We start from the raw sequence: 26,944 nt of genomic DNA, 5'->3' as shown, positions 1-26,944 counted from the left end.
AGGCGGAAACGTTCATGACTGAGGACGCTGCGGACCGGCCAGACGGAGGCGCGGGCACCCGGGACGGGGCCGGCTACGCCGCTTCCATCGGCCAGCACCTCGCCCTGCCGATCCGGGAGTATTTCAAGGTCGTGGAGCTGGAGCCCCTGCCGGCGCAGCTCGCGGCCCTGGTGTCCCGCTTCGAGGCGGCGGTCACGGCGCACGGCGAGACGGTCCCCTTCGACTTCCGCGGCGACATCATCAAAGCCCTGCCGGCCCTGCGCACCTTCGCCCTGTCGCTCGTGGGCGACGTGAGCCGCGCCGACGACCTGGTGCAGGAGACCTTCGTGAAGGCCTGGGCCAACCAGCAGCGGTTCCGGCCCGGCACCAACTTCACCGCGTGGCTGTTCACGATCCTGCGCAACCAGTTCTACACCGACCTGCGCAAGACGCGGCGCGAGGTGGAGGACGTGGACGGGACGCATGCCGGGCAGATGACCAGCCCGTCCGACCAAGAGGATGCCAGCACCCTCAAGGTCGTCTGGGAGCGTCTCGGCGACCTGCCCTCCGCGCAGCGTCAGGCGCTGCTGCTGGTGGGTGCCGAGGGTCACACCTACGAGGAGGCCGCGGTCATGCTCGGTTGCCAGGTCGGCACCGTGAAGAGCCGGGTGAGCCGTGCCCGGTCGTCGCTCCTCGACACGCTCGGCGTCGTCGTGGCCGGGCAGGCTCCGGCCGCGTGATCGATGCGTCCCCGAGCGGCGCAGCCTGACGCTGCCGCGCTCCGGCACCGCCGCACCGAGCCGCCGCACGCAGGATGTGGATCCGCCGCCGGGCCCGCGCCGATCCTGTGCGCGTCGTCACGAGAACCGGACGCCGCGGCCCTTATGGTCGATGTCAGTCATCGATTCGGGGGCGCACATGCAGCACGTGTCCGCAGACAACGACAGGGTGGCGCAGTGGTGCGCGGCGCATCCCGTCCTTCTCGCCTTCGGCCTGTGCGCGTTCGGCCTCGCCGTCGTCGCCGCGGTCTGGGGATTCGGGATCCTCACGCCGGCCACGGCCACGGTCATCGCCTTCATCTATGTGGCCTGCCTGGGCGGCTTCCTCATGGAGTATTTCGGGATCAATGAACTCATCAGAGGTGTGAGATTCCTCTGGTTCGTTCTGACGGGCGTCTGGTGGCTGTTGACCTTCTGGCGGGCCTGACGGGGCCGTGGATCCCGTCTCCGCGTCACCGGATCGCCCGCGGTCTCCCGCAGGATGGGGGCGTCGGCAGGTCCGCTGCCGAACGCCGGAGGCGCCGAGACTCCGCGGGTCTCACACCGGCGGCCGGCGCAGGTGCCAGTCGGTCGCGCGCTGGTAGGCCTGTCCGATCCGCAGCGCCGTCGTCTCCTCGTAGCCGCGGCAGACGATCTGCAGCGAGAGCGGCAGCCCGGACGCGGTGAAGCCGTTCGGCAGCGCCAGGGCGCAGAGATCGAGCAGGTTGCCGAAACGGGTGAAGCGCGACGGGAGGTGCGCCTCGTCGACGGCGTCGAGCGCGACGGCCGCGCTCTCCGTGGTCGGCGTCAGGAGGGCGTCGATGCCCGCGAGGGCGGCGTCGTACTGCTGCTTCATCGTGGCCCGGCGGTGGAGCGTGCCGAGATACTCCTGGGCCGAGACGTTTGCGCCGGCCAGGATCCGGGCCCGGACGGCGTCGCCGAGCTGGGCGGACGGATCCTCCGCCAAATCCCCGTTAACGAAGTAAGCCTCCGCGTTGGTGATCTGGCTCATGGCCACGCAGTCGCTGAACCGGAACGGCAGGACGACGTCGACGATCTCGGCGCCCTGCCGGGCCAGGAGGTCGAGGGCCGCGTCGTAGGCGGCCAGCATGTCGGGGGCGACCCCGTCCCGCTCCGAGGCCGGCATCCGGCCGAGGCGCAGGCCGCGGACCCCGCGGTTCAGCGCCGGCCAGGGCGCGTCCGGCGCGACCCCGCGGGTCGTCGGATCGCGGGGATCGGGGCCGGAGATCGCCTCGTAGAGCAGCGCCGTGTCCTCCACGGTGCGGGCCAGCGGTCCGGGCGTGTCGAGGGTCATCGAGAGGGGCACGATCCCCCAGGTCGAGACGCGCCCGACCGTCACCTTGAGGCCCGTCAGCCCGCAGAAGGAGGCCGGCAGGCGCACCGAGCCGCCGGTATCGGTGCCGATGCCCCAGGGCGCCATCCGGGCCGCCACCGACACGCCGGTGCCGCTGCTCGACCCGCCGGGGGTGCGCGGCGTCTCGGCGTCCCAAGGGTTCCACGGCGTGCCGAGATGCTGGTTCGTGCCCCAGCCGCCGTAGGCGAACTCCACCGTGTGGGTCTTGCCGAGCACGATCATGCCCTGGCCGATGAGGCGCCGGGCGATCGTCGCGGTGCGCGCGGCCCGGCGCGCCCGGTGAGCGGCCGAGCCGCCCATGGTGATCCGGCCCTCCAGGTCGATCAGGTCCTTGAGCACGACCGGGACGCCGTGGAGCGGCCCCACGGCGTGGCCGGACCGGATCGCCCGGTCGGCCCCCTCGGCGGCGAGGCGGGCATCGGCGGCGAAGACCTCCGTGAAGGCCTGGAGCTTCGGCTCCAGCCGGTCGATCCGGCCGAGGAGGGCGTCGACGGCGTCGACCGGCGAGAGGGTCCGCGCCTGGATCGCGCGGCCGAGCTCGGCCGCGGAGGCGTGTACGGGATCGATGTCGGGCATAGGGTCACTGCACGCTGACGAGGGTGAGGTCGACGAACCAGGATTGCGGCGAGACGAAACCCTGGACCTTCTTGGACATCCCGCGGGGATTGAGGTCGTGGACGACGAACAGCCAGGGCGGATTGTCCACGAGGCGCTCGTGGGCGACCTTGGTCTGGGCGTCGATCACCTTGGCGTCGGTGGTCTCGGCGAGCGCCTTGAGGGCGGCGTCGAACGCGTCGTCCTTCCAGGTGGGGAAGTTGAAGCCGGCCGGCGGGAACCGGTCCCCCGCGAAGTAGCGCGCCATGACGGCCGGGTCCGACGAGGGCGACGAGACGTTGAGCGCCATCGCGCCCTGGAGGGTCGGCGCGTCGGGTAGCGCGCGGCCGGCATTCAGCAGCACCTGCCACTCGACCACGTTGAAGGTCAGGTCGACGTTGCAGGCCTGCTTCAGGTTCTCCTGCAGGTACTCGTTCATCGGCATCGGCAGCATCTGCCCCGAGCCGGAGGAGGAGATCATCACCTTGAGGCTCAGCGGCTTCTTGTCGGTGTAGCCGGCCTCGGCCAGCAGCGCCTTCCCCTTCGCGGCGTCGAAGGTGTAGCGGTTCTTCGGGCTGCCGAAATTCGGGTCCCGGTCGTTCAGCCACCCGCTCGCGGGCTCGGCGGTGCCGTTGAGGAGCTCCACGATCCCGGCCCGGTCGATGCAGTAGTTCAGGCCCTGCCGGACGCGGACGTCCTTCAGCGGGCTGTCCTTGGCGCCCATGTTGAAGAAGTAGGGCCAGACATGCGGGTACGAGCCCGTGGTGATGGTGAAGCCCGCCTGCTTCATCGACGGGATCGCGTCGGGCGCCGGCACCTCGATCCAGTCGACCTGGCCGGCCCGCAGGGCGGCGACGCGGGCATTGGCCTCCGGGATCGGCAGCAGCCGGACCTTGTCGACCTTGGCCATCCGGTTCGGGTCCCAGTAGCCGTCGAACTTGGCGAGATCGACCGCCTCCCGCGGGGCGACGCGGGTGATCCTGAACGGGCCGGTGCCGGCCGCCGGCAGGGCCGCGACCTTGCTCCAGTCGCGCCCGGCCTTCTCGAAGGAGGCGGGCGAGGTGAAGAGCAGGTAGACCACCATGTAGGGGAAGTAGGAGGCGACCTGGGTGGTGGTGATCTGCACGGTCGAATCGTCGACCTTCCTGTAGCTCCCGACCAGCGGCGCCCGCGCCCGGGAGATGCCCGCGCCCTGCGGCTCGAATTGCGGGCTGTCGTTCTTGAAGTAGCGGTCGAGGTTCCAGATCACCGCGTCGGCGTTGAACGACGTCCCGTCGTGGAACTTCACGCCCTGGCGCAGGTGGAAGGTCCAGACCGTCTTGTCGTTCGGGTCCTGCTCCCAGCGCTCAGCCAGCGCCGGGACGATGCCGGCGAGCTTGGCGGTGCTCTTGAGGTCCCACTGCATCAGCCCCTCGAAGATCGGGTAGCCGAGGAAGCGCATCCCCTCGAAGCCGTTGTTGGGCATGCCCGTCGTGGTGGGGATGTCGCTCGCCGTCATGGCGATGCGCAGGACGCTCTCGGCGCTGGCCGATCCCGTCAGGGCCACGGTACCCGCCAGGGCGGCGGCAATCAGGCGGCGAGATGTCATCCGGATCCCAATCGTCGAAGTTGCGGCGCGCCGGGCGCAATTCCCGCGCCACGCTCAGGCTTAGGCCCTGCGTCCGGCGAACAGAAGATGCCGGACGTCGCCCCTTGCGCGTGGCGCCCGCTGCGCCACGATAATAAAAAATGCGAGTCGCCAGCCCGGACGGCCGGCCCCCGAAGGAGACGCCCGTGACCGACGAGACGCCGCGCGCCATGAACGGGGCCGAGAGCTTGGTCCGGACCCTCGTGGAGGGCGGGGTCGAGGTCTGCTTCACCAATCCCGGCACCTCCGAGATGCACTTCGTCGCCGCCCTCGACCGGGTCGAGGGCATGCGCTGCGTCCTGTTCCTGTTCGAGGGCGGGGCGACCGGCGCCGCCGACGGGTACGCCCGCATGGCCGACAAGCCGGCCTCGACCCTGCTCCATCTCGGGCCCGGCCTCGCCAACGGGCTGGCCAACCTCCACAACGCCAAGAAGGCGCGCACCCCCGTGGTCAACATCGTCGGTGAGCACGCCACCTACCACCGCGAGTACAACGCGCCGCTCACCTCGGACATCGAGGGGCTGGCCCATCCGATGTCCTCCTGGGTGCGGACCGGCATGAGCGCGACCGAGATCGGCTCCGACGGCGCCGCCGCCATCGCGGCCGCCCGGACCGCCCCGGGACAGGTCGCGACCCTGATCCTGCCGGCCAACACCGCCTGGGATCCCGGCGCCGGCCCCGCGCCGGTGCCGCCGATCCCCGAGCGGGCGCGGGCCGGCGACGACGCAATCGCGGCGGCCGTGAAGGCTCTCCAGAGCGGCGAGCCGGTGCTCCTGCATCTCGGCGACCGGGCCGTGCGGGGCGAGGGCCGGGTCATCGCCGATCGGATCGCCCGCAAGACCGGCGCCCGGCTGATGGCGATGACCTCCAACGCCCGGATCGATCGCGGCGCCGGCACCGTGCCGATCGAGCGCCTCCCCTACCCGATCGACCAGGGCATCGACGCCCTGAAGGGCTTCCGCCACATCATCCTGATCGGCGCGACCCCGCCGGTGGGCTTCTTCGCCTACCCGGGCAAGCCGAGCCTCCTGGCGCCGGAGGGCAGCACCACGATCACGCTGGCCACGCCCGAGGAGGATCAGATCGACGCCCTCGAGCGGCTCGCCGAGGCCGTCGCGGCCCCGCCCGCCGAGCCGGTCGCCGTCGGGCCGCGGCCGAAGCTCCCGACCTCCGGTCCCCTCGACCAGGACACGATCGGGCAGGTGCTCGGCGCGCTGATCCCCGAGGGCGCGGTGATCTGCGACGAGTCGATCACCACGGGCCGCAACTTCTTCGCCCTGACCCGGGACGCCGCGCCCCACACCTGGCTCCAGCTCAGCGGCGGCTCGATCGGGCTGGGCATCCCGATGGCGACCGGCGCGGCCGTGGCCTGCCCCGACCGCAAGGTCATCAACCTGCAGGCCGACGGCAGCGGGCTCTACACGGTGCAGGCGCTCTGGACCCAGGCCCGCGAGCACCTCGACGTGGTGACGCTCGTCTGGTCGAACCGGTCCTACGCGATCCTGCGGGCCGAACTCACCAATGTCGGCGCGCTCAATCCCGGTCCGAAGGCGCTGGGCATGCTCAGCCTCGACGATCCGGCCATCGACTGGGTGAGCCTCGCCCGCGGCTTCGGCGTCGCGGGGCGGCGGGTCGAGACCCTGCCGGACTTCATCGAGGCGTTCCAGAACGCGCTGGCCAGCAAGGGGCCGCATCTCATCGAAGTGGCTCTGTGAGCGGGACGGCCTACGCCCTCCCCGGCCTCGACGGGCCGGCGGAGATCCGCGTCGACCGCTGGGGGCTGGCGCACATCCGCGCCGGCACCGCGCTCGACGCGTTCCGCGCGCAGGGGTTCAACGCCGCCCGGGACCGGCTCTGGCAGCTCGACCTCTGGCGCAAGCGTGGCCTCGGCCTGCTGGCGGCGGATTTCGGACCCGGCTACCTCGCCCAGGACCGGGCCGCCCGGCTGTTCCTCTACCGCGGCGACATGGCGGCCGAGTGGGCGGCCTACGGGCCGCAGGACACGCGGGCGATCGTCACCGCCTTCGTGGCGGGGATCAACGCCTACGTCGCCCTCACCGAGGCGCGGCCCGACCTGCGCCCGCCGGAATTCGCCGTGACGGACACGCGCCCGGCGCTGTGGCAGCCGGAGGACGTGGTGCGCATCCGCAGCCACGCGCTGATCCGCAACGTCCTCTCCGAGGTCGCCCGCGCCCGGGTGCTCGCCCGGGCTCGGAGCCTGGCGGACGGGCTGGCCGTCGACGACCTGCGCAAGCGGATCAGCCCGCCGCACGACCCGGTCATCCCGGACGGGCTCGACGCCGCCGACTGGCCCGACGATCTCCTCGACGCCTTCCGGCTGGCCACGGCGACGGTGGGGTTCGACCCGGACCGGATGGCGGCGACGCGCGCCGAGGCCTGGGACTGGTCCAAGGTCGACGCGCACGGGGCCGTCACGCGCGGTCCCCGCGCCGCGCCGAAGGAGCCGGCCGAGGGCTCGAACAACTGGGCGGTGGCGCCGTCCCGCACCGCCACCGGGCGGCCGATCCTGGCGAGCGACCCGCACCGGGTCTACCTGCAGCCCTCGCTGCGCTACGCCGTCCACCTCACCGCGCCGGGGCTCGACGTGATCGGGGCCGGCGAGCCGGCCCTGCCCGGCATCTCCATCGGTCATAACGGCCACGCCGCCTTCAGCCTCACGATCGCGCCGATCGATCAGGAGGACCTGTTCGTCTGCGCGACCGACCCGGCCGATCCCGACCGCTACCGCTCCGGCGACGGCTGGGAGCGGATCGCGCGCGTCGCCGAGCGGATCCCGGTGCGCGGCGGCCCGGACGAGACCGTGATCCTCGGCTTCACCCGGCACGGGCCGGTCCTCCGCGAGGAGAGGGGCCGCGCCTTCGCGCTGCGGACCGTCTGGTCGGAGCCCGGCGCTGCTGCCTATCTCGGCAGCCTCGCCTATCTCGGCGCCACGACGCCGGAGGGCTTCGGCGAGGCCCTGCGCCACTGGTCGGCGCCCTCGGTGAACCAGCTCTACGCCGACGCGTCGGGGCGGATCGCGTGGTTCATGGCCGGCAAGGCGCCGGTGCGGCCCGGCCACGACGGGTTGCTGCCGGCGCCGGGCGACGGCCGCTACGACTGGGCCGGCTTCCACGATCCCGCCGCCCTGCCCCGAAGCGTCGATCCGGAAGCGGGCTGGCTCGCCACCGCCAACGAGATGAACCTGCCGCCGGACTATCCCGCGGAGGACCGGAGGGTCGGGTTCGAGTGGGCCGAGCCCTGGCGCGCCCGCCGCATCCGGGCGGTCCTCGGCGGGCAGGACCGGCACAGCCTCGCGGATTCGCGGGCGCTCCAGGGCGACGTGGTCTCCGAGCCGGCCCGGCGGCTGGCCGACCTGATGCGCGCCCTGCCGGCGGCGGGCGATCCCGACGCCGCCGCGGCCCAGGCCCTGCTGGCCGCGTTCGACGGCGCGCTGCACCACGGCTCCGCGGCGGCCGCCCTCATCGAGGTGGTCTGGGTGCGGCACCTCCGCCCGGCCCTGGTCGCGGCGCTCGTGCCCGATGCCGGGACACGCCGCCTCCTCCCGCCCGGCGACACGCAGAGCCTGATCGAGCGGCTGGAGACCGGTCTCGACCCGGCGACCCGCGCGTCCCTGCTCACCGACGCCCTCGGCGCCGGCCTTCGCACCTGCCGGGAGCGGATGGGCGCCGACCCCGCGGACTGGTCCTGGGGCCGCCTGCACCACGCGCTGTTCGCGCACCCGCTGACGGCCCTGGCGCCCGGATCCGGCTGGGACGTCGGCCCGCTGCCCGTGGGCGGCGCCGCGGCATCGGTCATGCACGCGGAGTACCGGACCGACACGTTCCGGCTCACCCACGGCGCCTCGTTCCGCATGGTCGTGGACGTGGGCGACTGGGACCGCGCGGTCTTCATCAACGTGCCGGGCCAGTCGGGGGACCCGAGCAGTCCGCACTACGCCGACCTGGCCCCGGTCTGGGGGCGCCAGGACTACGTGCCGATGCTCTACGGCCGCGCGGCCGTGGACGCGGCGACCGAGACGGTCATCACGCTGACCCCGAGCCCCGCCTGACCCGGCGGCCGGGAGGGATTGGGACAGGACCTTGAAGATCTTCATCGCCGGCCTCGCCACCGAGACCAACACCTTCGCGCCGCTGCCCACCGGACGGTCGGCGTTCCACGCCGACTACGCCCGCCGGGACGGCAGCCGGAACCCGCCGAGCCTCAGCAATATCGGCCTCAAGGCCTGGCGCGCGCTGGCCGAGGCGGACGGGCACACCGTCGTCGAGAGCCTCTCGACCTTCGCGCAGCCCGGCGGGATCACCCTGCGCGCCGTCTACGAGGAGCTGCGCGACGCGCTGCTGGCGGACCTGGAGGCCGCGATGCCGGTCGACGCCGTGCTGCTGTTCATGCACGGGGCCATGGTGGCCGAGGGGTACGACGACTGCGAGGGCGACACCCTGGAGCAAATCCGCGCCATCGTGGGACCGGAGGCCACGATCGGCGTCGAGCTCGACCTCCACTGCCACCTCACCGAGACGATGCGGGCCAGCGCAGACGTCATCGTGATCTACAAGGAATACCCCCACACCGACATCGTGGACCGCGCCCGCGACCTGTACCCCCTGGTCGTCCGGACCGTGGCGAAGAACATCCGGCCGGTGATGGCCTACGCCGACTGCCGGATCGTCAACATGTGGCGCACCAGCCGCGAGCCGGTCGCGGGCTTCGTTCGCCGCATGGAGGCGCTGGAGGGGCGCGACGGCATCCTGTCGGTCTCCTTCGGGCACGGCTTTCCCTGGGGCGACGTGGCCGATGTCGGCGCCAAGATGCTGGTCGTGGCCGACGGCGATGCTGGCAAGGCGCAGGCGCTGGCCGACGAGCTGGCCCGGGCCGTCTGGGCGATGCGGGAGGAGGCGGCGAGCCACTGCGACACGATCGACGCGGCCATCGACCGGGCGCTCGCCTCCGGCGACCCGCGCCCGATGGTGCTCGCCGACTTCGCCGACAATGCCGGCGCGGGCGCACCCTCCGACAACACCGCGATCCTCGCCCGCCTCGCCGAGCGAGGCATCGCGGACGTGGCGCTCGGCCTGATCTGGGATCCCGGCGCGGTCGGCATCTGCCACGAGGCCGGCCTCGGGGCGACCTTCACCCTCCGGATCGGCGGCAAGTGCGGCGTGACCTCCGGGAACCCGGTGGACCTGCGCGTCACGGTCCGCGGCCTGTCGGACGACCACAGCCAGACCGGCCTCAGCGGCGGCCGGGCCCAACTCGGCCCCGCGGCCTGGGTGGAGGCGGACGGGATCCACGTGGTGCTGACCCACAAGCGCCAGCAGGCCTTCGCGCCCGACGCGTTCACGGGCCTCGGCCTGAGCCTCGACGACAAGCGGATCGTCGTGGTGAAGTCGATGCAGCACTTCTACGCCGCCTTCGCGCCGATCGCGAGCGAGGTCCGCTACGTCGCGGCGCCCGGCGCCGTCCCGCCGGATTACGGCGCGATCCCCTACACCAAGCGGTCCGGCCTCTACTGGCCGCGCGTCGCCGATCCGTTCGCCGAGGAGAACGCCCGATGATCCCGGACCTGTCCTTCGACGCGCGCGAGATCCTCGCGACCCTGCAGCCCTGGGTGCTGTGCGAGAGCCCCACCCACGACGCGGCGGCGGTCAATCGCATGATGGGCGTCGCCGCCCGCGACCTCGCGCTTCTCGGGGCGACCGTCGAGACGATCCCGGGCCGCATGGGCCTGAGCGACTGCGTCCGCGCCCGGTTGCCGCACCGGGACCGCGACGCGCCCGGCATCCTGGTGCTCGGCCACCTCGACACGGTGCATCCGGTCGGCACCCTCGGGAGCCTGCCGTGGCGGATCGAGGGCGACCGCGCCTACGGTCCCGGCATCCTCGACATGAAGGGCGGCAACGTCATCGCGCTCGCGGCGATCCGCGCCCTGGCGGCGGCCGGGATCGAGACGCCGCTGCCGGTGACCGTCCTGTTCACCGGCGACGAGGAGATCGGCAGCCCCTCCACCCGCGACCTGATCGAGGCGGAGGCCGCCCGCCACGCCGTCGTGCTGGTGCCCGAACCCGGCCAGCCCGAGAACGGGGTCGTCACCGGCCGCTACGCCATCGCCCGCTTCGACCTCGAGGCCCTGGGCCGCCCGAGCCACGCCGGCGCCTCGCCCCACGAGGGGCGCTCGGCGATCCGCGCGATGGCGCGGAAGATCCTCGCCATCGACGCGCTGTCGGATGCCGACTGCACCGTCTCGACCGGGATCGTCTCGGGCGGGCAGTGGGTGAACTGCGTCCCGACCGTCTGCCGCGGGCAGGCGCTCAGCATGGCCAAGCGGCAGGCCGACCTCGACCGCGGCGTCGAGCGGATGCTGGCCCTGTCGGGCGAAGAGGACGGCGTCCGCTTCACCGTGACCCGCGGCGTGACCCGGCCGGTCTGGGAGCCGGATGCCGGCTGCATGGCGCTCTACGAGCAGGCGCGTGCGCTGAGCGAGGCGCTCGGCCAGCCCCTGCCCCATCGCAGCGCCGGCGGCGGCTCGGACGGCAACTTCACCGGCGCCAACGGCATCCCGACCCTCGACGGGCTCGGACCGCTGGGCCAGGGCTACCACACCCTGGAGGAACACGTGCTGATCGAGACCCTGCCGCAGCGGGCCCGGCTCTTCGCGGCCCTGCTCGCCAACCTCGGCGCCGCCGGCCGGCCCTGAGGCCGGCCGCGCCCCGATCAGGCGCGACCCCGGCCGAGGGCCGCGACCGCCAGTGCGCCCAGCAGGCCCCCGGCCGTGCCGCCGCCGAAGAAGCCCGCCAGGGCGAGGAGCGGTCCCGACGACGCGGTCAGGAGACAGAGCAGGGTGCTCCCGAGGCACCCGCCGGTGGCGATCATCGACATGCCGCGCCTTTTGCAACCAATGGTTGTAGAAGCGGGGCGGCGACGGTTCGGTTCCGGCGGACGCGGTTGCGCCTCAGGCCGGGTCGACCGGCATCTCCGGCACGCCGCCGGCCTCGATCGCCGCGCCGGCCGCGAGGCAGAGGTCTTCCCGGTAGCGGGCGGCGACCAGCTGCACGCCGACGGGTGTCCGCCCGACGAGGCCCGTCGTCACCGTGAGCGCCGGGACGCCGATCGGCGCCAGCCCGACCTGCAGCAGGTTCGCCTCGAAGGCCCGGGCGATCCCGGCATCGCCGGTGCGGTCGAGCCCGTCCGGGAAGGGCAACTCCCCCGAGACCGGGACCAGCAGCACGGGGTTCTCGGCCAGGAACAGCGCCCAGTCCCGCGCCAGCGTCGCGCGCCGGGTCAGCGCCCGGGCGATGGCGTCGGGCGCCATCGCCTCGGCCCGCGGCCGGAAGCTCTCCAGGAGGCCGATCGCCGCCGGATCCCCCTCCCGCTCGGCCGCGGCCCGGACCGCCGCGTAGCCGTCGCCGAGCCAGAGCTGGAGCTGCAGCTCGCTCGCCTCCCGGATCGGCGGGGTGTCGGCGATCTCCGTGACCGCCCACCCGGCCTCGCTCAGGCGTCGCGCGGCCTCGCGCAGGGCGGCCTCGACCTCCGGTGCGGTAGCGAGCCCCCCGGGCCGCACGCAGAGCGCGACCTCGCGCGCGACGGGCGGTCCCTCGAGCGGTGCCGGCACCCACCACGGGTCGCGCGGGTCGGGCGCCGCCATGACCTCGAGGCCGAGGCGCACGTCGGCGATGCTGCGGGCGAGCGGGCCGGAGACCGCCATCAGCTGGGGACCGATGCCGCGCTCGGGCGAGGACGCGTTCCAGGCCGGGATCCGGCCCAGGCTCGGGCGCAGCCCGTGCACCCCGCAGGCATAGGCCGGGTAGCGCACCGAGCCGGCGATGTCGGTGCCGTGCGCGATGGCGCCGATCCCGGCCGCCACCGCGGCGCCGGCGCCCCCGGAGGAGCCGCCGGGCGTCAGCGCCGGGTCGCGGGGATTCTTGGTGTCGCCGTGGAGCTGGTTCGTGGTGAACCAGCGCAGCGAGAAGGCCGGGGTGTTGGTCCGCCCGAGCAGCACGGCGCCGGCCCGGCGCAGGTTGGCGACGACGGGATTGTCGTCCGTCGCCACGAGATCGCGCTGGAGGCGCAGCCCGTTCGTCGTCGCGAAGCCGCGCTGGTCGGCGTTGACCTTGACGGTGACCGGCACGCCCGCCAGCGGACCGGGGGCCTCGCCGCGCGCGCGAGCGGCGTCCACCGCGTCCGCCTGCGCCAGCACGTCCTCGGGCCGGTGCTCGACCACGGCGTTGATCCGCCCGTTGACCGCATCGAGCCGGTCGAGGGCGTCCCGCGCCACCTCCCGGGCCGAGACCTGGCCGGAGCGGATCAGGGCCGCGAGGTCGGTCGCCGTCAGACGCCAGAGCTGCATGGGGTGTCCTTTCGCGCCCGGACGGGCGGGATCCATCCTACGATTCGCGCCGCCCGGGCGGCTCCCGGCCGGCCCGCGCAGCATATTCAAAATGCAAGACGGCGGCCGCTTTTTTGCGCACCCGCGGATCGCGAGGCCGGCCAAGGCTTTGCCGCATTGCAGCAGAAGGACCTAAGCATTTCGACGTATACGACCCTTGCCACCTTTGGAACGACTGATAACCTCGCCCTCGTTCGCGCGTTCGACCGGCCAATCCAGCGAGAAGGGACGATTTCCTCAGACGAAAGCAGGCAACCTCCAGCATAAGGCAGGCTCCCATGGCAGAGGTGATTCGCGTCAGGCCGACTCACGACGGCACCTATACCGTGTATCGCGGGACACTCGCGTTGATATGCGGTCTCACCCGCCTCCAGGCCGAGCGCTACGAAGCAAGTCTCAGCCGACAGCAGCGCGCCGACCTCGCGGTCGCCGGCATCTGAACCGCATCGTTGCCGATCATGGGGCCGGCACCGCCGTCACGACGGCCGTGCCGGCTCACGCCCTCAGGCTCCGCCCGGCGCGCCGAGGTCGAGCGTGCCGAGATCGCCCACGGTGCCCGACGCGTCCAGGCCCCGCCGACGGGCCGTGACCGAGAACCCCTGGTCCGCCCGGCCGATCTCGAACAGCAGGTAGGAGGCCCGGCGCGACGCGATCGCGCCGTGACCGTCCGCGCGCGCCGAGGCGGAGGGAGCTCCGATGACCGGGACGGTCCGCCCGTCCGGCCCCGCGATCCGGGCGGTGCTGGTGACGTGATTGTGACCGTGCAGGATCAGGTCCGCGCCGGCCCGCCCGATCATCGCGGTGAACGCCGCCGCGTCCTTGAGCTCGCGCCCCGGTGAGGCGCCGCCGGGCTGCGGCGGATGGTGGATCATCACCACACGGAACGGCCGACCGGGCTCGGTGGCCAGGGCGCGGAGCAGGGTCTCGGCCGCGGCGAGCTGCGACGCGCCGAGGCGGCCGGTCGCCACGAAGGGCTTCGTCGGGATCGCGCTGGACAGGCCGACCAGGGCCAGCGGGCCGCGGCGCCGCAGGTACGGGAAGTGGCCCCAGGAGCCCGAATCGTCCCCCGTGTAGCGGCCGCAGGCGGCGAGCAGGCCTTCCAGGGAGCCGCGGACATAGGCGTCGTGGTTGCCCGGCACGAAGCTCACCGCTTCGGGGGATCCGAGGGCTTCCAGGAAGGTGCGGGCGGTCTCCCACTCGCTGGGCAGGCCGATGTTGCACAGGTCGCCCGTGCAGGCGACGTGCGCGGCCTCCTGCGCCTTCAGATCGGTGACCAGGGCCTCCAGCACGGTCATATCGTGGCTGCGCGAGCGCCCCCGCCGCCAGTTGGCGTAGCCGGTGGCGCGCTTGCCGAGGAGCTGGCGGAGGCGCACCGGCCCGAGGGGCCCGACATGCGGATCGCTGAGATGGGCGAGGCGGAAGGTCAACGCCGGTGGTCACCCTCGACACGGGGAAAGGCGCCCCGCATCGCGGGCGCGGCGCGTCCCGTCAAGCGCTTCCGATCAGCATCCCAACCACCAGCACCAGCGCGCCGCCGAGCATGACCTGCAGGGCCGCGCGCCAGAACGGCGTCGCCATGAAGCGCGTGCGGATCGCCGCGATGACCGCGAGTTCCACGATCACCACCAGAACCGCGAGGCTCGTGGCCAGGACGAACGGGTTCGGCCAGCCGGCCGGGAGCGTGTCGGGGATCGTGTAGGGCAGCGTGTGGCCGAGGCCGCCCAGCGTGGTCATCGCCCCGCAGACGAGGCCGCGCAGCCACGGATCGCCGCGGCCGGTGACGGCGCCGTCGTCCGACAGGGCCTCGGTGAACCCCATGCTGATGCCGGCCCCGACCGAGGCCGCGAGCCCCACCAGGAAGGTCGCGCCGTTGTGACCGGTGGCGAAGGCCGCCGCGAAGATCGGCGCGAGGGTCGAGACCGAGCCGTCGATCAGGCCGGCGAGGCCGGGCTGCACGTAGCGCAGCACGAAGGCGCGGCGCGCCTCGGCGTGCAGGTCGGCGGCGCTGTCGAGGGCGGCGGCCATGCGAATCTCCTTCTTTGGATCCATTCCAATCTATAGTCTGGAATTGATCTAAACAAGGCCCGCTGCCGTGTTTTCGCCGCGCCGCGGGAGCATCCGCGGCGTCGGAACGCCCGCCGATCCCGGCGGCCTAACCGTGTGGTTGTGGACGAGGCCGATTGTCTCGTCTCCGGAGCGGGAGCTAGACCATGCGCGGTCGAATTCGATCCGGACCCGATCGGGCGGCGGCACGCCGGCCCGCCCCAAGCGTGACATGAGCCTCGGTAAGCGTCTCCTCCGCCAGCCCCCCGTGCAACGCCTCCTCGGCCGTCTCGCGGCGGCCTATCTGCGGCTCGTGCGCCTCACCAACCGCTTCGAGATCCACGCGGGCGAGGCGTCCGCGGGCGCGGCGGACGGGTGGATCGATGCGCGCACGCCGCTGATCCTCGGCATGTGGCACGGCCAGCACATCATGATGCCGCTTCTGCGCCGGCCGGGCGACCGCGTGGCGACGATCATCTCGCGGAACCCGGACGGGAACATCAACACCATCGCGCTGGAGCGCTTCGGCGTCCGCGTGATGCGCGCCTCCGGCGCCCGCGGCCGCGGCCGCGCCACCGATCAGCGCGCCAAGGGCGGCGCGGAGGGCTTGCGGGCGATGCTGCGGGCGCTGAAGGCCGGCGAATCCGTGGCCTTCAGCGCCGACGTACCGAAGGTTTCCCGCCGGTGCGATGCCGGGATTCTCACCCTCGCGCGCTTCTCCGGCCGGCCGATCGTCCCGGCGGCCGTGGTGACGAGCCGGCACCTGCGCTTCAGTTCGTGGGACCGGGCCTGCCTCGGGCTGCCCTTCGGCCGCGGCGCGATCGTGCTGGGCGACCCGATCTACGTCCCTCGGGACTGCGAGGGCGAAGCATTCGAGACGCTCCGACGCTTCGTCGAGGCCGAGATGAACCGGGTCCACGCCCGTGCCTACGCGCTCGTCGGGCGCTCTGACCGGGCGGCGCTCTACCGCGACCAGGTCCCTGAGATCGGCCAGGCGCCGGTGGGAGACCTCGCGTGAGGCGCCCCTCCGTGACCCTGCCGCTACAGGCCTACCGGGCCGGCCTGCGCATCGGCGAGCCGGCGCTGACGGGCCTGCTCGCGTGGCGTGCGCAGCGCGGCAAGGAGGATCCGCGCCGGCTCCCGGAGCGGCGGGGCCTGCCGGGCCGGGCCCGGCCGGTCGGGCCGCTTGCCTGGATGCACGGCGCCAGCGTCGGCGAAGCCCTGTCGCTGATCGGGCTCGTCGAGGGCATGATCGCCCGCGGCTTCTCGGTCCTCGTCACCACCGGCACGCGCGCGGCCGCCGAGCTGGTCGGCGTCCGGCTGCCTCCGGGCGCGGTGCATCAGTACATGCCCCTGGACGCGCCGCGCTGGGTCGGACGGTTCCTCGACCACTGGCAGCCGGACCTCGCGGTGATCGCCGAGTCGGAGATCTGGCCGAACACGATCCTGGCGCTCGACGAGCGCGAGATCCCGCTGATCCTGGTCAACGGGCGCATGTCGGAGCGCTCGTTCCGGGGCTGGGAGCGCTGCCCGCGCACCGCGAAGGCGCTCCTGGCGCGGATCGCGATCTGCCTCACGCAGACCCAGGAGGACGGCGAGCGCTTCGCCAAGCTCGGCGCGCCGCGGGTGAGCATCGCCGGCAACCTGAAATTCGACGCCTCGGTGCCGCCGGCCGACGCGCAGCAGCTCGCCTATCTGGGATCCATGGTGGCCGACCGGCCGGTCTGGGTCGCGGCGAGCACGCATTCCGGCGAGGAGGCCATGGTCGCCTACGCGCACGCCATGCTGAAGGCGCAGTTCCCCCAGCTCCTGACCATCATCGCTCCGCGTCACCCGGCCCGGGGGGGCGAGGCCGTCGCCTGCGCGAACGCCGTCGGCCTGCGCAGCGCGCAACGATCCACCGGCGGGCGGCCCCATCCGTCGACCGAGGTCTACGTCGCCGACACGATCGGCGAGCTGGGGCTGTTTTACCGCCTCAGCCCCCTGGTGTTCCTCGGCGGCTCCCTGGTTCCGCGGGGCGGCCAGAACCCGATCGAGCCGCTGCGGCTCGACTCGGCGGTGCTTCACGGGCCGCACACCGAGAATTTCGGCGTGATCTACCACGCCCTCGACCGCGCCGGCGGCGCCATGCCGGTGCGCGACGGCGTCGAGCTGGCGGCGGTCGCCGCCGAGCTCCTCGGCGACCGGGAGCGCCTCGCCGACATGGCCCGCGCCGGGCAGCGTGCCCTGGAGCCGTTTGAGGGGGCGGTGGCGCGCACGCTCGCGGTCCTCGACCCGTTCGTGGCGCAGATGAAGCTCCAGCGCCTCGATCGCGGCAGCCCCGCGCGCCCGCTCGCGCGGGCCTGATGCGACCGCCGGCCTTCTGGGCCGCGGGGCCGGATCACCCGGCCGCGCGCGCGCTGGCGCCGGTCGGCGCGGCCTACGGGGCGCTCGCGGCGCGGCGGATGGACCGCCCCGGCGCGCGGGCCGGCTGCCCGGTCCTGTGCCTGGGCAACTTCACCCTCGGCGGTGCCGGCAAGACGCCGGCCGCCCTGGCGGTCGCGGGCCTCGTCGCCGAACTCGGCGCCGCGCCGGCCTTCCTGTCGCGCGGCTACGGCGGCCGGCTCGCGGGTCCGGTGCGGGTCGATCCCGCGCACCACGCCGCCGCCGATGTCGGCGACGAGCCGCTGCTCCTCGCCCGCATCGCGCCCGCGATCGTCGCCCGCGACCGCCCGGCCGGGGCCGCCCTGTGCCGGAGCCTCGGCGCCGACGTCGTCGTGATGGATGACGGCCTCCAGAACCCGAGCCTCGCCAAGGACCTCAGCCTCGCGGTGGTCGACGGACCCGCCGGCCTCGGCAACGGCCTGCCGTTCCCGGCGGGGCCGCTGCGCGCGCCGCTCGCCCGGCAGTGGCCGCATGTCGGCGGCCTGATCGTGATCGGCGACGGGGCCGGGGGCGAGGCGGTCGCCCGGGCGGCCGCGCGGCGCGGCCTGCCCGTCCACCGGGCGCGCCTCGTCCCGGAGACGGACGACCTGGCCGGCCGCCGCTGCCTCGCCTTCGCGGGGATCGGCCGCCCGGAGAAGTTCTTCGCGACCCTGGCCGAGGCGGGGGCGGTGATCGTCGGGACGCGCCCCTACCCCGACCATCATCCCTACCGGGCGCGCGAGCTGGCGGCGCTTTCCGAGGCGGCCCGGCGCCTCGACGCCGCGCTCGTCACCACCGAGAAGGACGCGGTGCGCCTGCCGCCGGCCTTCGCGGCAGGCGTGCGGGTGCTGCGCGTGCGCCTCGCGCTCGACGACGTGGCCGCCCTGCGCGGGCAGATCCGCGGCGCGCTCGGCGCGCCGTGACCGTCAGGGGCGGCCGGTTTCCTTGAGCCGCCTGAGGATCGCCTCGGGGGAGACGTAGGCCTCCTGGCGGGCGGCGCTCCAGTAGCGCAGGGCGTCCAGCGGGATCGGCTCGCCGGTCACCGCGCAGCGCACGAAGCTGCCGGGCTTGACCACCCGCATGGTGCCGTCGCCGTACTCGACGACCGCCTCGCCGTTGTTCGCGCGCTCGTAACGACCCAGCACGTCCGCCTCCTGCTCGATGGTGCCTTCTACACGATCCGCGCGCGCCGCGATGCCCGCGGGGCTCAGGTCAGCATCGACGGGGTCTCATCCCGCGCCAGCATGGTCCGGGCCGCGGCCGCGTCGACATGCATCCGCTCGACCAGCGCCTCGGCGCTGGCGAACCGCTCCTCGCCGCGGATGTACCCGACGAACTCCACGGCGATGTCCTGCCCGTAGAGATCGCCGGAGAAGTCGAACAGGTAGGTCTCCAGCAACGGTGCGCCGTCGTCGAAGGTCGGGCGGCGGCCGTAGCTCGCCACGCCGTCGCGGAACGCGCCCGAGGCCAGGCGGACCCGCACCGCGTAGATGCCGTGCGCGAGCCCGCAATCGGGCAGCATCACGTTTGCGGTGGGGAAACCCAGCTGGCGGCCCCGCTTGTCGCCGTGGCGGACCGCGCCGAGGACGAACCAGCGGTAGCCGAGCAGCGCGTTGGCGCGGGCGACGTCGCCGGCCGCGAGGGCCGCGCGGATCGCGCTGGAGGAGACCGGCTCGGTCTCGCCGCCGAGGGCGACCGGCGCCACGATGTGGCAGCTCATCCCCGCCTCCCGGCAGAGGTCGGCCAGGATCGCGGGCGTGCCCTCGCGGCCGCGGCCGAAGTGGAAATCGTGTCCGACGACCACGCCGGACAGGCCCAGCGACCGCTTCAGGAAGTCGAGCACGAAGGCGCGGGCGCCGGTCTCCGCCAGGGCCCCGTCGAAGCGGCGCACGATCAGCCCGTCGAGGCCGAGATGCGCGAACACGATCTCCTTGGCGGCGAGGCCGGTCAGCCGGAACATCGGCGCGTCGGGCGTGAAGTAGGCCCGCGGGTGCGGCTCGAAGGTCAGGATCGCGGCCGGCCGGCCGGCCGCGCGGGCGGCGGCGCGCACGCTGTCGACGAGCATCCGGTGCCCGAGATGGACGCCGTCGAAGTTGCCGATCGCCGCCACGGCCCCGGCCAGGGCCGGCGGGACGGGGGCGTCGGCGCGGCAGATCGTGAAGGGTCGCGCGGCCGTGTCGTCGCCTGTGGCCATCGGTTCGGGTCGAGTGCTCGGAAGGGTCGGATAGGGTCGCCTGACATGTCCGCGAGGGGCCCGACGCGGCCGGACCCTGCCGAAAGGCGCCCGGAGGGTCAAGCGAGGCGACGCCGCGCGGGCGGCCATGCGCCGCCCGCGCCGATTAACGGCTTCGCAATGCGCATGCCCTATTTGAAATGCTGTGCAGCGCAGCTAAATTGCAGCGTTAGCGAAGCGTTAATCTATCCGGGAGCCGCCGCGGCTTCCCGCCGGGCAATACGGAGCAGTTGTTCGATGGCTCTCGACCTGAGCATGCCGATCCTCGTTGTCGACGATTACCAGACGATGGTCCGCATTATTCGCAATCTACTGAAGCAGCTCGGCTTCGAGGAGGTCGACGACGCTTCCGACGGGACCGAGGCGCTCGCACGACTGAAGGGTCGCAAGTACGGGCTCGTCATCTCCGACTGGAACATGGAGCCGATGACCGGCTACGAGCTGCTCCGTCACGTGCGCGCCGACGAAAATCTTCGGACGACGCCGTTCATCATGGTGACGGCCGAATCGAAGACCGAGAACGTGATCGCGGCCAAGAAGGCCGGCGTGAACAACTACATCGTCAAGCCCTTCAACGCGGCCACGCTGAAGTCGAAGATCGAGGCGGTCTGCGGCAGCTGACCGGCCTCCCGTCTTCGACCACCGCGCGTCCGGACGGATCGCTCCCGCGCCGCCGGACGCCGAGACGTGGCGTGGCCGGCGAGGACGGCCACAGATCCGAGGAGGAGAGCATGTCGTCAGCCGCCGCACGGCAGCCCGATCTGCGGCTTCGCGAGCCGCAGACCGTGATCTCCGAGCTGATCGAGATCGCGGATTACATCGCCCATCTCCGCGAGGAGATCGGGGCGCTGCGCGCGAACGAGATGAGTCGCGACCGGATCCCCATGGCGCACGAGGAGCTCGGCAGCGTCGTGGAGGCGACCGCCGGCGCCACCAACACGATCATGGAGGCGGCCGAGGCGATGCTCGGCCTGCCCGACGGGCCGGGCTACCGCGACGCGGTCGAGGAGCGCATCAACACGATCTTCGAGGCCTGCGCGTTCCAGGACATCACCGGCCAGCGGATCGCCAAGGTGGTCGAATCGCTGCGCCTGTTCGAGCAGCGCCTCGCCCGCTTCGTCGGCGCCGTGAAGGCCCGCGATGCGGCCTCCATGGATCCCGCCGAGCGTGCCCGGCGGACCCGGGCCGAGGACCTCATGCTGAACGGCCCGCAGGCCGTGGACGCCACGCCCTCCCAGGACGACATCGACGCGCTGTTCGCCTGACGCGATCCGGGCCGGCGCGGGACCGGTTGTCTGAGGAAGGATCGCCGGCGCGACGGTCGACTCGGCGCCGGCCTGCCGGCTAGATCGCCTTCCGGACCCGCCGCATGCGGGGCGGGCGGAGGCCGCGGCAGAGATGACGGCGCAGTTCTGGTCCGAGCTGACCACCGAAGACTTCACCCAACGGGACATGGGTCGCGCGATCGCCGTCCTGCCGGTGGCCGCCGTCGAGCAGCACGGTCCCCACCTCCCCCTCGCGACCGACACCGTGATCGCCGAGGGTTACCTCGCCCGGGTGCGCGACGGCGTGCCGGCGGATCTCGACGTGCTGCTGCTGCCGGTCCAGCCGGTGGGCAAGTCCGACGAGCACGACGCGTTTCCCGGCACGCTCTCCCTGGAGACTGGAACGGCGCTGGCCGCCTGGACGGGCATCGGCGCGGCCGCCCACCGCGCCGGCTGCCGCAAGCTGGTGATCGTCACGAGCCACGGCGGTAACAGCGCGCTCATCGATCTCGTGGCGGGCGAGCTGCGCGCCCGGTTCGGCATGGTCGCGGTCACGACATCCTGGGCGCGGCTCGGCTATCCCGAGGGTCTGTTCCCGGCGGACGAGATCGCCCACGGCATCCACGCCGGCGGCATCGAGACGGCGCTGATGCTGGCCCTGCGGCCGGACCTCGTCCGGACGGACCGGGTCGCGGATTTCCCGCCGCGCACGCTGTCGATGATCCGCGACTTCACCCACCTGCGCGCCGGCCGCCCCGCCGCCTTCGCGTGGAAGGCCGGCGATCTCCAGGCTTCGGGCGCCATGGGCGACGCGCGGCTCGGCACGGCCGAGGCGGGCCGCGCGGCGCTCGACCACGGCGCCCGGGCCTTCGTCGCCCTGCTGCGCGACGTCGACGCCTTCGAGCTCGCGCCGCCGGTGTAACCGCCGCCGCGCCGCCGCCGAAGGAGCCGGTACGCCGGGTCCGAACCGCCGGCGTGCGGGAGTTCCGGCCATGCGCCCTGCCCTCTTGATCGCCGCCGCCCTGCTGTGCGGCAGCCTTTACCCGGCCGACGCGGAGGAGCGCCCCGTCGTCGTCGAGCTGTTCACCTCGCAGAGCTGCTCCTCCTGCCCGCCCGCGGAGGCGCTGATCGGCCGCCTCGCCCACGAGCCGGCGGGGGCGCAGGGCGATGTCCTGCCGCTCGCGTTCCACGTCACCTACTGGAACCATCTCGACTGGCGCGATCGCTACGCCCTGCCGGCCGCCACCGCCCGCCAGGAGGCCTACGCGGCCCGTCTCGGCGGATCCACCTACACGCCGCAGGCGGTGGTCGACGGGCAGGTCGGGCTGGTCGGTTCCGACGAGGCCGGCCTGCGCGCCGCGATCGCGCGCGCCCGGCAGGCCGGGCCCGGCATTCCCGTGACGCTGGCCCGCGACGGCGAGCAGGTCGTCGCGCAGATCGGTGCCGGGGCCGGCGGCGCCGCGGGCCGCGTCCTCCTGATCGGGTACGATCCGAGCCACACCACCCGCGTGCTGCGCGGCGAGAATGCCGGGCGCACCATCGAGCAGGCCAACATCGTCCGGTCGGTGCGCGACCTTGGGCGCTGGTCCGGCTCCGCCGCGACCTTCGCGTCGGCGCGTCCCGAGGGCGAGACGGCGGCCCTGCTGCTCCAGTCCGAGGACGGGCGGATCCTGGGCGCCGCGCGCCTCGCCGCGTCTCCCGCAACGTCGCACGCCGCGACGGTCCGGGAGGCCGTGCGATGATCCTCGCCGTCCCGGGCGGGATGCCCGCGCGCGGCTGGGTGCTGGCGTCGGGATCGGACCGTGGGGTAGACACGCCGCGTGCCGGGGGACGGAACGACGGCGGAGCCCGGATGGCGCTCGAACAGGAACTGGCGACCCTGATGGCGGCGGCCCAGGGCGGCGACGCGGCCGCCTATCGCGCGGTGCTGAAGGCCTGTCTGCCCGTGGTCTCGGCGATCGCGCGGGCGCAGGGCGTGCGCGGCGAGGCGGTGGACGACGTCGTGCAGGACGCGCTGATGACCGTCCACCGGGCTCGGGCGAGCTACGATCCGGCCCGGCCGTTCCTGCCCTGGCTGCGCGCCATCACCCAGCGGCGGGCGATCGACCGGCTGCGCCGCACCGGGCGGCGCCCGCGGGAGGTCAACGACCCGCTGGCCTACGAGGCGGAGGTCGATCCGGGGCCGGCCCCCGGCCACGGGCTGGAGGCGCGGGACCGGGCCGCCGCCCTGGCCAGGGCGGTGGCGGCCCTGCCCGACGGCCAGCGGCAGGCGGTCGAGCACCTGGGCCTGCGCGAGCTGTCGCTCGACGAGACCGCCGCCCTCACCGGCCGCAGCAAGGGGGCCCTCAAGGTGAACCTGCACCGGGCGCTGAAGGCGCTCCGGGCCAGCCTGACGCAGGAGCGGGAGTGATGCCCGGAGAGGGGAGCAACTGGGCCGGCGGCGACCTGTCCCGCCACGAGCGGCTGGTCGAGGAACTCGCGGTCGGGCTCGAACCCGTGCGGCCGCTGCCGGCCCCGGAGGCACGCGCGGCCCTCTGGCTCGGTGCGACGCTGGTGATCGGCGTGGTCCTCGCCGCCTGGGTCGGGACCGGCGGCTTCATGCTGCGCATGCACGTGCCGGATCTGGCCTTCGCGGCTTTGGGCGCGGTGCTGACGGCGATCACGGCCGCCTACGCGGCCTTCGCCACCAGCGTGCCGGGACGGTCCGGCCGCTGGGCGCTGCTGCCGCTGCCGCCCCTCGCCCTCTGGGTCGGGGCGAGCGGCCTGGGCTGCCTGCGCGACTGGATCGCGCCGGGGGCCGACCTGCCCGGCGAGCACGCGATCACGGGCTGCTTCAGCTTCCTGATCTGCGTCTCGGTGCCGCTGTCCCTGCTGATCGTCGTGATGCTGCGGCGCGCCTGCCCGCTGCGGCCGAACCTCACGGCCGCCCTCGGGGGGCTGGCGGTGGCGGCGGCGGCGGCGGCGCTGCTGATGCCGGTCCACCCGCACGACGCCACCGCCACGGACCTGCTGTTCCACGCGGCGGCGGTCGCCATCGTGATCGCGGCGAACGGATTGGCCGGAGGCCGGCTGCTCGGCCGACACGCCGGGGCCGGCTAGGGCGTACCGACCGAGGCTCGCGAACTCGGCCGATCGCTCGAGGGGACGTCCGGTGCGGTCGCTTCACACCGCGCCGGGATCGAGGCCCGGCCAAGCCACGATCCGGTCCGGCAACTCGTCCTCCGAGAACTCCTCCTCGTTGCCGGCGAGCCGGCCGCGGACCGAGATGCCCGCCTCGTGCACGCTCGCGGCCCGGCCGGAGACCAGGGGGTGCCACGGGTAGAGCGGCTGCCCGTCGCGCACGAGCCGGTACGCGCAGGTCGGCGGCAGCCAGGCGATCGACCGCACCGCCTCCGGCGTCAGGCGCACGCAGTCGGGCACCCGCTTCTGCCGCCGCGCGTAGTCACGGCACCGGCAGGTGAGGCCGTCGAGCAGGGTGCACCCGATATCGGTGTGGTGGACCTCGCCGGTATCCTCGTCCTCGAGCTTCATCAGGCAGCACCGGCCGCAGCCGTCGCACAGGCTCTCCCACTCGGACGGGGTCATGGCTTCGAGCGTCTTGGTCCGCCAGAACGGCTCGACCGCCCCGCGGCGCGGCGCCTCGGGCTTGGGCATCGGGAAAGTCTCTCGGATGGGAAGCCGCCTCTCTGCCCGAGGCGCGGCAGCGCTGCAAGCGTGGCAGCCGAGTGTCGCCGACGGCCGCCCTGCGATTGCCATGCGACCGGATCGCCCCGTCGTGCGTTAAGGCCAAGCTCGTCCGCGGCGAATCACGAGACTGCGCAGAGCCTCGCCGCCGGTTCCGGATCCTGCTATGGACGTCGGATGCCGTGCGGTGGCGCCGGCGCAGGGTTCGTGTCCGCGGCGCGGGCGCCCGACCATCCGCCGCCAGGTTCCGCCGCAGAGGCGCTCGACAAGCCGGGTTCGACATCGTGCGCCTGCCGACGTTCACCGAGATCAAGGTCCGCCTCGAACGCGCCGCCCTCGCCTTCGACGCCTGGGTCAACGCGAGCCTGTACGACGGCGGCCAGTCGACGGGTCAGGCTTACGAGCGCTTCCAGCGCGTCATGAGCCGCTTCGCGGTGCGCGACTGGAAGCGCGTCGCCCTCGACCTGACGAGCGAGGGAGTGACGATCGGGACCGGCGGCGCCATCCTGATGCTCGCGCTGGCGCAGCCCGCCTTCCAGCTCACCAGCGAGAACTGGCTGAAGCAGCAGGATCTCGCCGTCACCTTCCTCGACCGCTACGGCACCGAGGTCGGGCGGCGCGGCATCAAGCACGACGACTCGCTGAAGCTCGACGACTTTCCCGACATCATGATCAAGGCGCTGGTCTCCACCGAGGACCGGCGCTTCTACGAGCACTGGGGCATCGACCCGATCGGCACGCTGCGGGCGCTGGTGAACAACTCCCGCGGCGGCAGCGGCACGCAGGGCGGGTCCTCGATCACCCAGCAGCTCGCCAAGAACCTGTTCCTGACGAACGAGCGCTCCCTGGAGCGGAAGGTCAACGAGGCGTTCCTGGCCCTGTGGCTCGAGAGCCATCTCACCAAGAACGAGATCCTGAAGCTCTACCTCGACCGCGCCTACATGGGCGGCGGCACCTTCGGCGCGGTGGCGGCGGCGGACTACTATTTCGGCAAGCCGCTCAAGGACATCAGCCTCGCCGAGGCCGCCATGCTGGCGGGCCTGTTCAAGGCGCCGACCAAGTACGCCCCGCACGTCAACCTGCCGGCGGCGCGCGCGCGGGCGGCGGACGTGCTGCACAACATGGTGGAGGCGGGCTTCGTCACCGAGGGCCAGATCCAGACGGCGCTCCGCAACCCGGCGACGCCGGTGACCCGCACCCGCGACATCACCGCCGACTACTACCTCGACTGGGCCTTCGGCGAGATCAAGGCGATGGCCGACGCGGGCAAGCTGCGCAACGACCGCGTGCTGACCGTGAAGACGCCGCTGGACCTCGCGATCCAGAAGCGGGCCGACGAGGCAGTGGCCGACATCCTGCGCAAATCCGGCGACGCCTACGACGTGGACGAGGCCGCCATGGTGATCCTCGATCCCGACGGGGCGCTGCGCGCCATGGTGGGCGGCGCGGATTACGGCGAGAGCCAGTTCAACCGCGCTACCGACGCGCTGCGCCAGCCCGGCTCCTCGTTCAAGCCCTACGTCTACTCGGCCGCGCTCGCCTCCGGGCTGTTCAAGCCTGACACGACGGTGGTCGACAGCCCCGTCTGCATCGGCAACTGGTGCCCGCAGAATTACGGCCGCTCCTATGCCGGCCGGGTTCCGATGTGGCTCGCGGTGGCGAAGTCGATCAACACGATCCCGATCAAGATCTCCATCGCCCTCGGCAAGGCGATGGGCATCAGCCATGAGGCCAAGGCCGCCAAGGCGGGCCGCGCGAAGATCACGGAACTCGCCCACAAGATGGGCATCACCTCGAACCTGATCGACACGGTCTCGATGCCGATCGGCTCGGACGAGGTGACGGTCATCGACCAGGCGGCGGGCTACGCGGTGTTCGCCAACGGCGGCTTCCGCGCCAAGCCCTACGCGGCCATCGAGGTGAAGAACTCGTCCGGCGAGGTGATCTACCGCCACGCCGACGAGGCGCCCGAGCGGGTTCTCTCGCCCCAGGTCGTGGCGGACATGAACTTCATGCTCAACAAGGTGGTCGAGGAGGGCACCGGCAAGCGGGCCCAGCTCGAGGGCGTGAAGGTGGCGGGCAAGTCCGGCACGACGAACGCCTACCGGGACGCGTGGTTCGTCGGCTACACCGGCAATTACGTCGGCGCCGTCTGGTTCGGCAACGACGACCACACCTCGACCAACAAGCTCACCGGCGGCTCCCTCCCGGCCCAGCTCTGGCACGACGTCATGGAGCCGGCCCACCAGGGCATCGAGATCAAGGGCCTGCCCGGCCTGAAGGAGAGCCCGCGCGCCGCCCAGCAGCAGGCCTCCGGCGGCCCGACCGCGCCGACCGATCCCAATGCCAGCGCCTACGGAAAGCTCTCGCGCCGCTCCTTCGAGGTGATCAGCGGCCTCAACGGCCTGTTCCGCACCGTCGAGCGCGCGCCCGGCTCGGCCGCGGACGCGCCTGCCGGCGCCGGAAGCGCGCCGAGGACCGGCCGGAAGCCCGGCGATCGGGCGGCGGCGCCGCCGTCGGGTCAGCTGCGCGAGGTCGCCGAGGGCGCCCGCCCGGTCGGCGGCTTCACCGAGGTGCGGTGA

Annotated in this window: 25 protein-coding genes and 1 pseudogene; 17 read left to right on the top strand and 9 right to left on the bottom strand. The window is 73.2% G+C overall.

The window, feature by feature from the left end; genetic code table 11:
- Nucleotides 1-14: 14 nt before the first annotated feature.
- Entirely contained in the window at nucleotides 15-719 is a 705-nt protein-coding gene (locus ASG32_RS10905; protein WP_056525618.1) for a sigma-70 family RNA polymerase sigma factor, read from the top strand.
- 178 nt (nucleotides 720-897) lie between these two features.
- Entirely contained in the window at nucleotides 898-1,185 is a 288-nt protein-coding gene (locus ASG32_RS10900) for a hypothetical protein (RefSeq protein ID WP_244491889.1), read from the top strand.
- Between the two features lie 111 nt (nucleotides 1,186-1,296).
- Here the strand turns inward: ASG32_RS10900 and ASG32_RS10895 are convergent, their stop codons facing one another.
- Both ASG32_RS10895 and ASG32_RS10890 read right to left on the bottom strand, forming a co-directional pair.
- Complete coding sequence (locus ASG32_RS10895; RefSeq protein WP_056525612.1) at nucleotides 1,297-2,688, bottom strand: amidase; 1,392 nt, start codon at nucleotides 2,686-2,688, stop codon at nucleotides 1,297-1,299.
- A gap of 4 nt (nucleotides 2,689-2,692) precedes the next feature.
- Nucleotides 2,693-4,294: an ABC transporter substrate-binding protein gene (locus ASG32_RS10890; RefSeq protein ID WP_056525610.1), complete on the bottom strand. Its 1,602-nt coding sequence runs from the start codon at nucleotides 4,292-4,294 to the stop codon at nucleotides 2,693-2,695.
- Nucleotides 4,295-4,503: 209 nt separating this feature from the next.
- On the opposite strand from ASG32_RS10890, the gene ASG32_RS10885 reads away from it, so the two are divergent.
- Genes ASG32_RS10885 through ASG32_RS10870 form a run of 4 tightly spaced genes read left to right on the top strand, consistent with a single transcriptional unit; the run spans nucleotide 4,504 to nucleotide 11,045 of the window.
- Entirely contained in the window at nucleotides 4,504-6,048 is a 1,545-nt protein-coding gene (locus ASG32_RS10885) for an acetolactate synthase large subunit (RefSeq protein ID WP_056526133.1), read from the top strand.
- Complete coding sequence (locus ASG32_RS10880; protein ID WP_056525608.1) at nucleotides 6,045-8,402, top strand: penicillin acylase family protein; 2,358 nt, start codon at nucleotides 6,045-6,047, stop codon at nucleotides 8,400-8,402. Before ASG32_RS10885 ends, ASG32_RS10880 begins: the two co-directional genes overlap by 4 nt.
- 31 nt (nucleotides 8,403-8,433) lie before the next feature.
- Nucleotides 8,434-9,906, top strand: coding sequence for a M81 family metallopeptidase (locus ASG32_RS10875; RefSeq protein ID WP_056525604.1), 1,473 nt, complete (start codon nucleotides 8,434-8,436; stop codon nucleotides 9,904-9,906).
- Complete coding sequence (locus ASG32_RS10870) at nucleotides 9,903-11,045, top strand: M20/M25/M40 family metallo-hydrolase (protein WP_056525601.1); 1,143 nt, start codon at nucleotides 9,903-9,905, stop codon at nucleotides 11,043-11,045. The genes ASG32_RS10875 and ASG32_RS10870 overlap by 4 nt, the downstream gene beginning before the upstream one ends.
- 17 nt (nucleotides 11,046-11,062) lie before the next feature.
- On the opposite strand, the gene ASG32_RS34435 is transcribed toward ASG32_RS10870, so the two are convergent.
- Both ASG32_RS34435 and ASG32_RS10865 read right to left on the bottom strand, forming a co-directional pair.
- Nucleotides 11,063-11,227 carry a hypothetical protein gene (locus ASG32_RS34435; RefSeq protein WP_165923085.1) on the bottom strand — a complete coding sequence of 55 codons (165 nt, stop codon included), beginning with the start codon at nucleotides 11,225-11,227 and terminating at the stop codon, nucleotides 11,063-11,065.
- A gap of 73 nt (nucleotides 11,228-11,300) precedes the next feature.
- Nucleotides 11,301-12,695 (bottom strand): amidase family protein, encoded by a 1,395-nt coding sequence (locus tag ASG32_RS10865; protein ID WP_042674391.1) that lies wholly within the window; start codon nucleotides 12,693-12,695, stop codon nucleotides 11,301-11,303.
- A 317-nt stretch (nucleotides 12,696-13,012) separates the two neighbouring features.
- On the opposite strand from ASG32_RS10865, the gene ASG32_RS34430 reads away from it, so the two are divergent.
- Entirely contained in the window at nucleotides 13,013-13,174 is a 162-nt protein-coding gene (locus ASG32_RS34430) for a hypothetical protein (protein WP_012317896.1), read from the top strand.
- 63 nt (nucleotides 13,175-13,237) lie between these two features.
- Here the strand turns inward: ASG32_RS34430 and ASG32_RS10860 are convergent, their stop codons facing one another.
- Both ASG32_RS10860 and ASG32_RS10855 read right to left on the bottom strand, forming a co-directional pair.
- Nucleotides 13,238-14,161 (bottom strand): metallophosphoesterase, encoded by a 924-nt coding sequence (locus ASG32_RS10860; protein WP_042674390.1) that lies wholly within the window; start codon nucleotides 14,159-14,161, stop codon nucleotides 13,238-13,240.
- Nucleotides 14,162-14,222: 61 nt separating this feature from the next.
- Nucleotides 14,223-14,714, bottom strand: a pseudogene (locus tag ASG32_RS10855) (VIT1/CCC1 transporter family protein); the annotation flags it as partial.
- Nucleotides 14,715-15,009: 295 nt separating this feature from the next.
- Here ASG32_RS10855 and ASG32_RS10850 point away from each other — a divergent pair.
- Genes ASG32_RS10850 through lpxK form a run of 3 tightly spaced genes read left to right on the top strand, consistent with a single transcriptional unit; the run spans nucleotide 15,010 to nucleotide 18,103 of the window.
- Nucleotides 15,010-15,795, top strand: coding sequence for a lysophospholipid acyltransferase family protein (locus ASG32_RS10850; protein WP_056525594.1), 786 nt, complete (start codon nucleotides 15,010-15,012; stop codon nucleotides 15,793-15,795).
- On the top strand, nucleotides 15,792-17,123 hold the full coding sequence (locus ASG32_RS10845; RefSeq protein ID WP_056525592.1) for a 3-deoxy-D-manno-octulosonic acid transferase: 1,332 nt from the start codon (nucleotides 15,792-15,794) through the stop codon (nucleotides 17,121-17,123). Before ASG32_RS10850 ends, ASG32_RS10845 begins: the two co-directional genes overlap by 4 nt.
- The gene (lpxK, locus tag ASG32_RS10840; protein WP_056525589.1) at nucleotides 17,123-18,103 is read left to right on the top strand and encodes a tetraacyldisaccharide 4'-kinase; all 981 of its coding nucleotides are present in this window, start codon (nucleotides 17,123-17,125) and stop codon (nucleotides 18,101-18,103) included. Before ASG32_RS10845 ends, lpxK begins: the two co-directional genes overlap by 1 nt.
- Nucleotides 18,104-18,106: 3 nt before the next feature.
- Here the strand turns inward: lpxK and ASG32_RS10835 are convergent, their stop codons facing one another.
- Nucleotides 18,107-18,325, bottom strand: coding sequence for a DUF2093 domain-containing protein (locus ASG32_RS10835; RefSeq protein ID WP_020093695.1), 219 nt, complete (start codon nucleotides 18,323-18,325; stop codon nucleotides 18,107-18,109).
- 62 nt (nucleotides 18,326-18,387) lie between these two features.
- A complete protein-coding gene (locus ASG32_RS10830; RefSeq protein WP_056525586.1) occupies nucleotides 18,388-19,374 on the bottom strand; it encodes a bifunctional riboflavin kinase/FAD synthetase in 987 nt (328 codons plus the stop codon).
- A gap of 276 nt (nucleotides 19,375-19,650) precedes the next feature.
- Here ASG32_RS10830 and ASG32_RS10825 point away from each other — a divergent pair, with 276 nt between their 5' ends.
- From ASG32_RS10825 to ASG32_RS10800, 6 genes are all read left to right on the top strand, one after another.
- Entirely contained in the window at nucleotides 19,651-20,034 is a 384-nt protein-coding gene (locus ASG32_RS10825; RefSeq protein WP_012317888.1) for a response regulator, read from the top strand.
- Nucleotides 20,035-20,144: 110 nt separating this feature from the next.
- Entirely contained in the window at nucleotides 20,145-20,678 is a 534-nt protein-coding gene (locus ASG32_RS10820; RefSeq protein WP_042674092.1) for a protein phosphatase CheZ, read from the top strand.
- Between the two features lie 133 nt (nucleotides 20,679-20,811).
- Nucleotides 20,812-21,600: a creatininase family protein gene (locus ASG32_RS10815; protein ID WP_056525583.1), complete on the top strand. Its 789-nt coding sequence runs from the start codon at nucleotides 20,812-20,814 to the stop codon at nucleotides 21,598-21,600.
- A 70-nt stretch (nucleotides 21,601-21,670) separates the two neighbouring features.
- Complete coding sequence (locus ASG32_RS10810) at nucleotides 21,671-22,420, top strand: DUF1223 domain-containing protein (RefSeq protein ID WP_056525580.1); 750 nt, start codon at nucleotides 21,671-21,673, stop codon at nucleotides 22,418-22,420.
- Nucleotides 22,421-22,530: 110 nt separating this feature from the next.
- Nucleotides 22,531-23,088, top strand: coding sequence for a sigma-70 family RNA polymerase sigma factor (locus ASG32_RS10805; RefSeq protein WP_056525579.1), 558 nt, complete (start codon nucleotides 22,531-22,533; stop codon nucleotides 23,086-23,088).
- Complete coding sequence (locus tag ASG32_RS10800; protein ID WP_056525576.1) at nucleotides 23,088-23,777, top strand: NrsF family protein; 690 nt, start codon at nucleotides 23,088-23,090, stop codon at nucleotides 23,775-23,777. The genes ASG32_RS10805 and ASG32_RS10800 overlap by 1 nt, the downstream gene beginning before the upstream one ends.
- 63 nt (nucleotides 23,778-23,840) lie before the next feature.
- Here the strand turns inward: ASG32_RS10800 and ASG32_RS10795 are convergent, their stop codons facing one another.
- Nucleotides 23,841-24,332 carry a YcgN family cysteine cluster protein gene (locus ASG32_RS10795; RefSeq protein ID WP_020093688.1) on the bottom strand — a complete coding sequence of 164 codons (492 nt, stop codon included), beginning with the start codon at nucleotides 24,330-24,332 and terminating at the stop codon, nucleotides 23,841-23,843.
- Nucleotides 24,333-24,646: 314 nt separating this feature from the next.
- Here ASG32_RS10795 and ASG32_RS10790 point away from each other — a divergent pair, with 314 nt between their 5' ends.
- Nucleotides 24,647-26,944, top strand: coding sequence for a PBP1A family penicillin-binding protein (locus ASG32_RS10790; protein WP_056525573.1), 2,298 nt, complete (start codon nucleotides 24,647-24,649; stop codon nucleotides 26,942-26,944).

This window comes from Methylobacterium sp. Leaf361, assembly GCF_001424445.1.
Lineage (GTDB): Bacteria > Pseudomonadota > Alphaproteobacteria > Rhizobiales > Beijerinckiaceae > Methylobacterium.
Note: the sequence above shows the minus strand (reverse complement) of the source record. Positions and strands in the feature narration are given on the sequence as shown.

Excerpts from the sequence above, each read along its gene's own strand:
- ASG32_RS10905 (WP_056525618.1), top strand. The coding sequence starts at position 15 with ATGACTGAGGACGCTGCGGACCGGCCAGACGGAGGCGCGGGCACCCGG.
- ASG32_RS10900 (WP_244491889.1), top strand. The coding sequence starts at position 898 with ATGCAGCACGTGTCCGCAGACAACGACAGGGTGGCGCAGTGGTGCGCG.
- ASG32_RS10895 (WP_056525612.1), bottom strand. The coding sequence starts at position 2,688 with ATGCCCGACATCGATCCCGTACACGCCTCCGCGGCCGAGCTCGGCCGC.
- ASG32_RS10890 (WP_056525610.1), bottom strand. The coding sequence starts at position 4,294 with ATGACATCTCGCCGCCTGATTGCCGCCGCCCTGGCGGGTACCGTGGCC.
- ASG32_RS10885 (WP_056526133.1), top strand. The coding sequence starts at position 4,504 with ATGAACGGGGCCGAGAGCTTGGTCCGGACCCTCGTGGAGGGCGGGGTC.
- ASG32_RS10870 (WP_056525601.1), top strand. The coding sequence starts at position 9,903 with ATGATCCCGGACCTGTCCTTCGACGCGCGCGAGATCCTCGCGACCCTG.
- ASG32_RS34435 (WP_165923085.1), bottom strand. The coding sequence starts at position 11,227 with ATGTCGATGATCGCCACCGGCGGGTGCCTCGGGAGCACCCTGCTCTGT.
- ASG32_RS10865 (WP_042674391.1), bottom strand. The coding sequence starts at position 12,695 with ATGCAGCTCTGGCGTCTGACGGCGACCGACCTCGCGGCCCTGATCCGC.
- ASG32_RS34430 (WP_012317896.1), top strand. The coding sequence starts at position 13,013 with ATGGCAGAGGTGATTCGCGTCAGGCCGACTCACGACGGCACCTATACC.
- ASG32_RS10850 (WP_056525594.1), top strand. The coding sequence starts at position 15,010 with ATGAGCCTCGGTAAGCGTCTCCTCCGCCAGCCCCCCGTGCAACGCCTC.
- lpxK (WP_056525589.1), top strand. The coding sequence starts at position 17,123 with ATGCGACCGCCGGCCTTCTGGGCCGCGGGGCCGGATCACCCGGCCGCG.
- ASG32_RS10830 (WP_056525586.1), bottom strand. The coding sequence starts at position 19,374 with ATGGCCACAGGCGACGACACGGCCGCGCGACCCTTCACGATCTGCCGC.
- ASG32_RS10825 (WP_012317888.1), top strand. The coding sequence starts at position 19,651 with ATGGCTCTCGACCTGAGCATGCCGATCCTCGTTGTCGACGATTACCAG.
- ASG32_RS10820 (WP_042674092.1), top strand. The coding sequence starts at position 20,145 with ATGTCGTCAGCCGCCGCACGGCAGCCCGATCTGCGGCTTCGCGAGCCG.
- ASG32_RS10815 (WP_056525583.1), top strand. The coding sequence starts at position 20,812 with ATGACGGCGCAGTTCTGGTCCGAGCTGACCACCGAAGACTTCACCCAA.
- ASG32_RS10810 (WP_056525580.1), top strand. The coding sequence starts at position 21,671 with ATGCGCCCTGCCCTCTTGATCGCCGCCGCCCTGCTGTGCGGCAGCCTT.
- ASG32_RS10805 (WP_056525579.1), top strand. The coding sequence starts at position 22,531 with ATGGCGCTCGAACAGGAACTGGCGACCCTGATGGCGGCGGCCCAGGGC.
- ASG32_RS10800 (WP_056525576.1), top strand. The coding sequence starts at position 23,088 with ATGCCCGGAGAGGGGAGCAACTGGGCCGGCGGCGACCTGTCCCGCCAC.
- ASG32_RS10795 (WP_020093688.1), bottom strand. The coding sequence starts at position 24,332 with ATGCCCAAGCCCGAGGCGCCGCGCCGCGGGGCGGTCGAGCCGTTCTGG.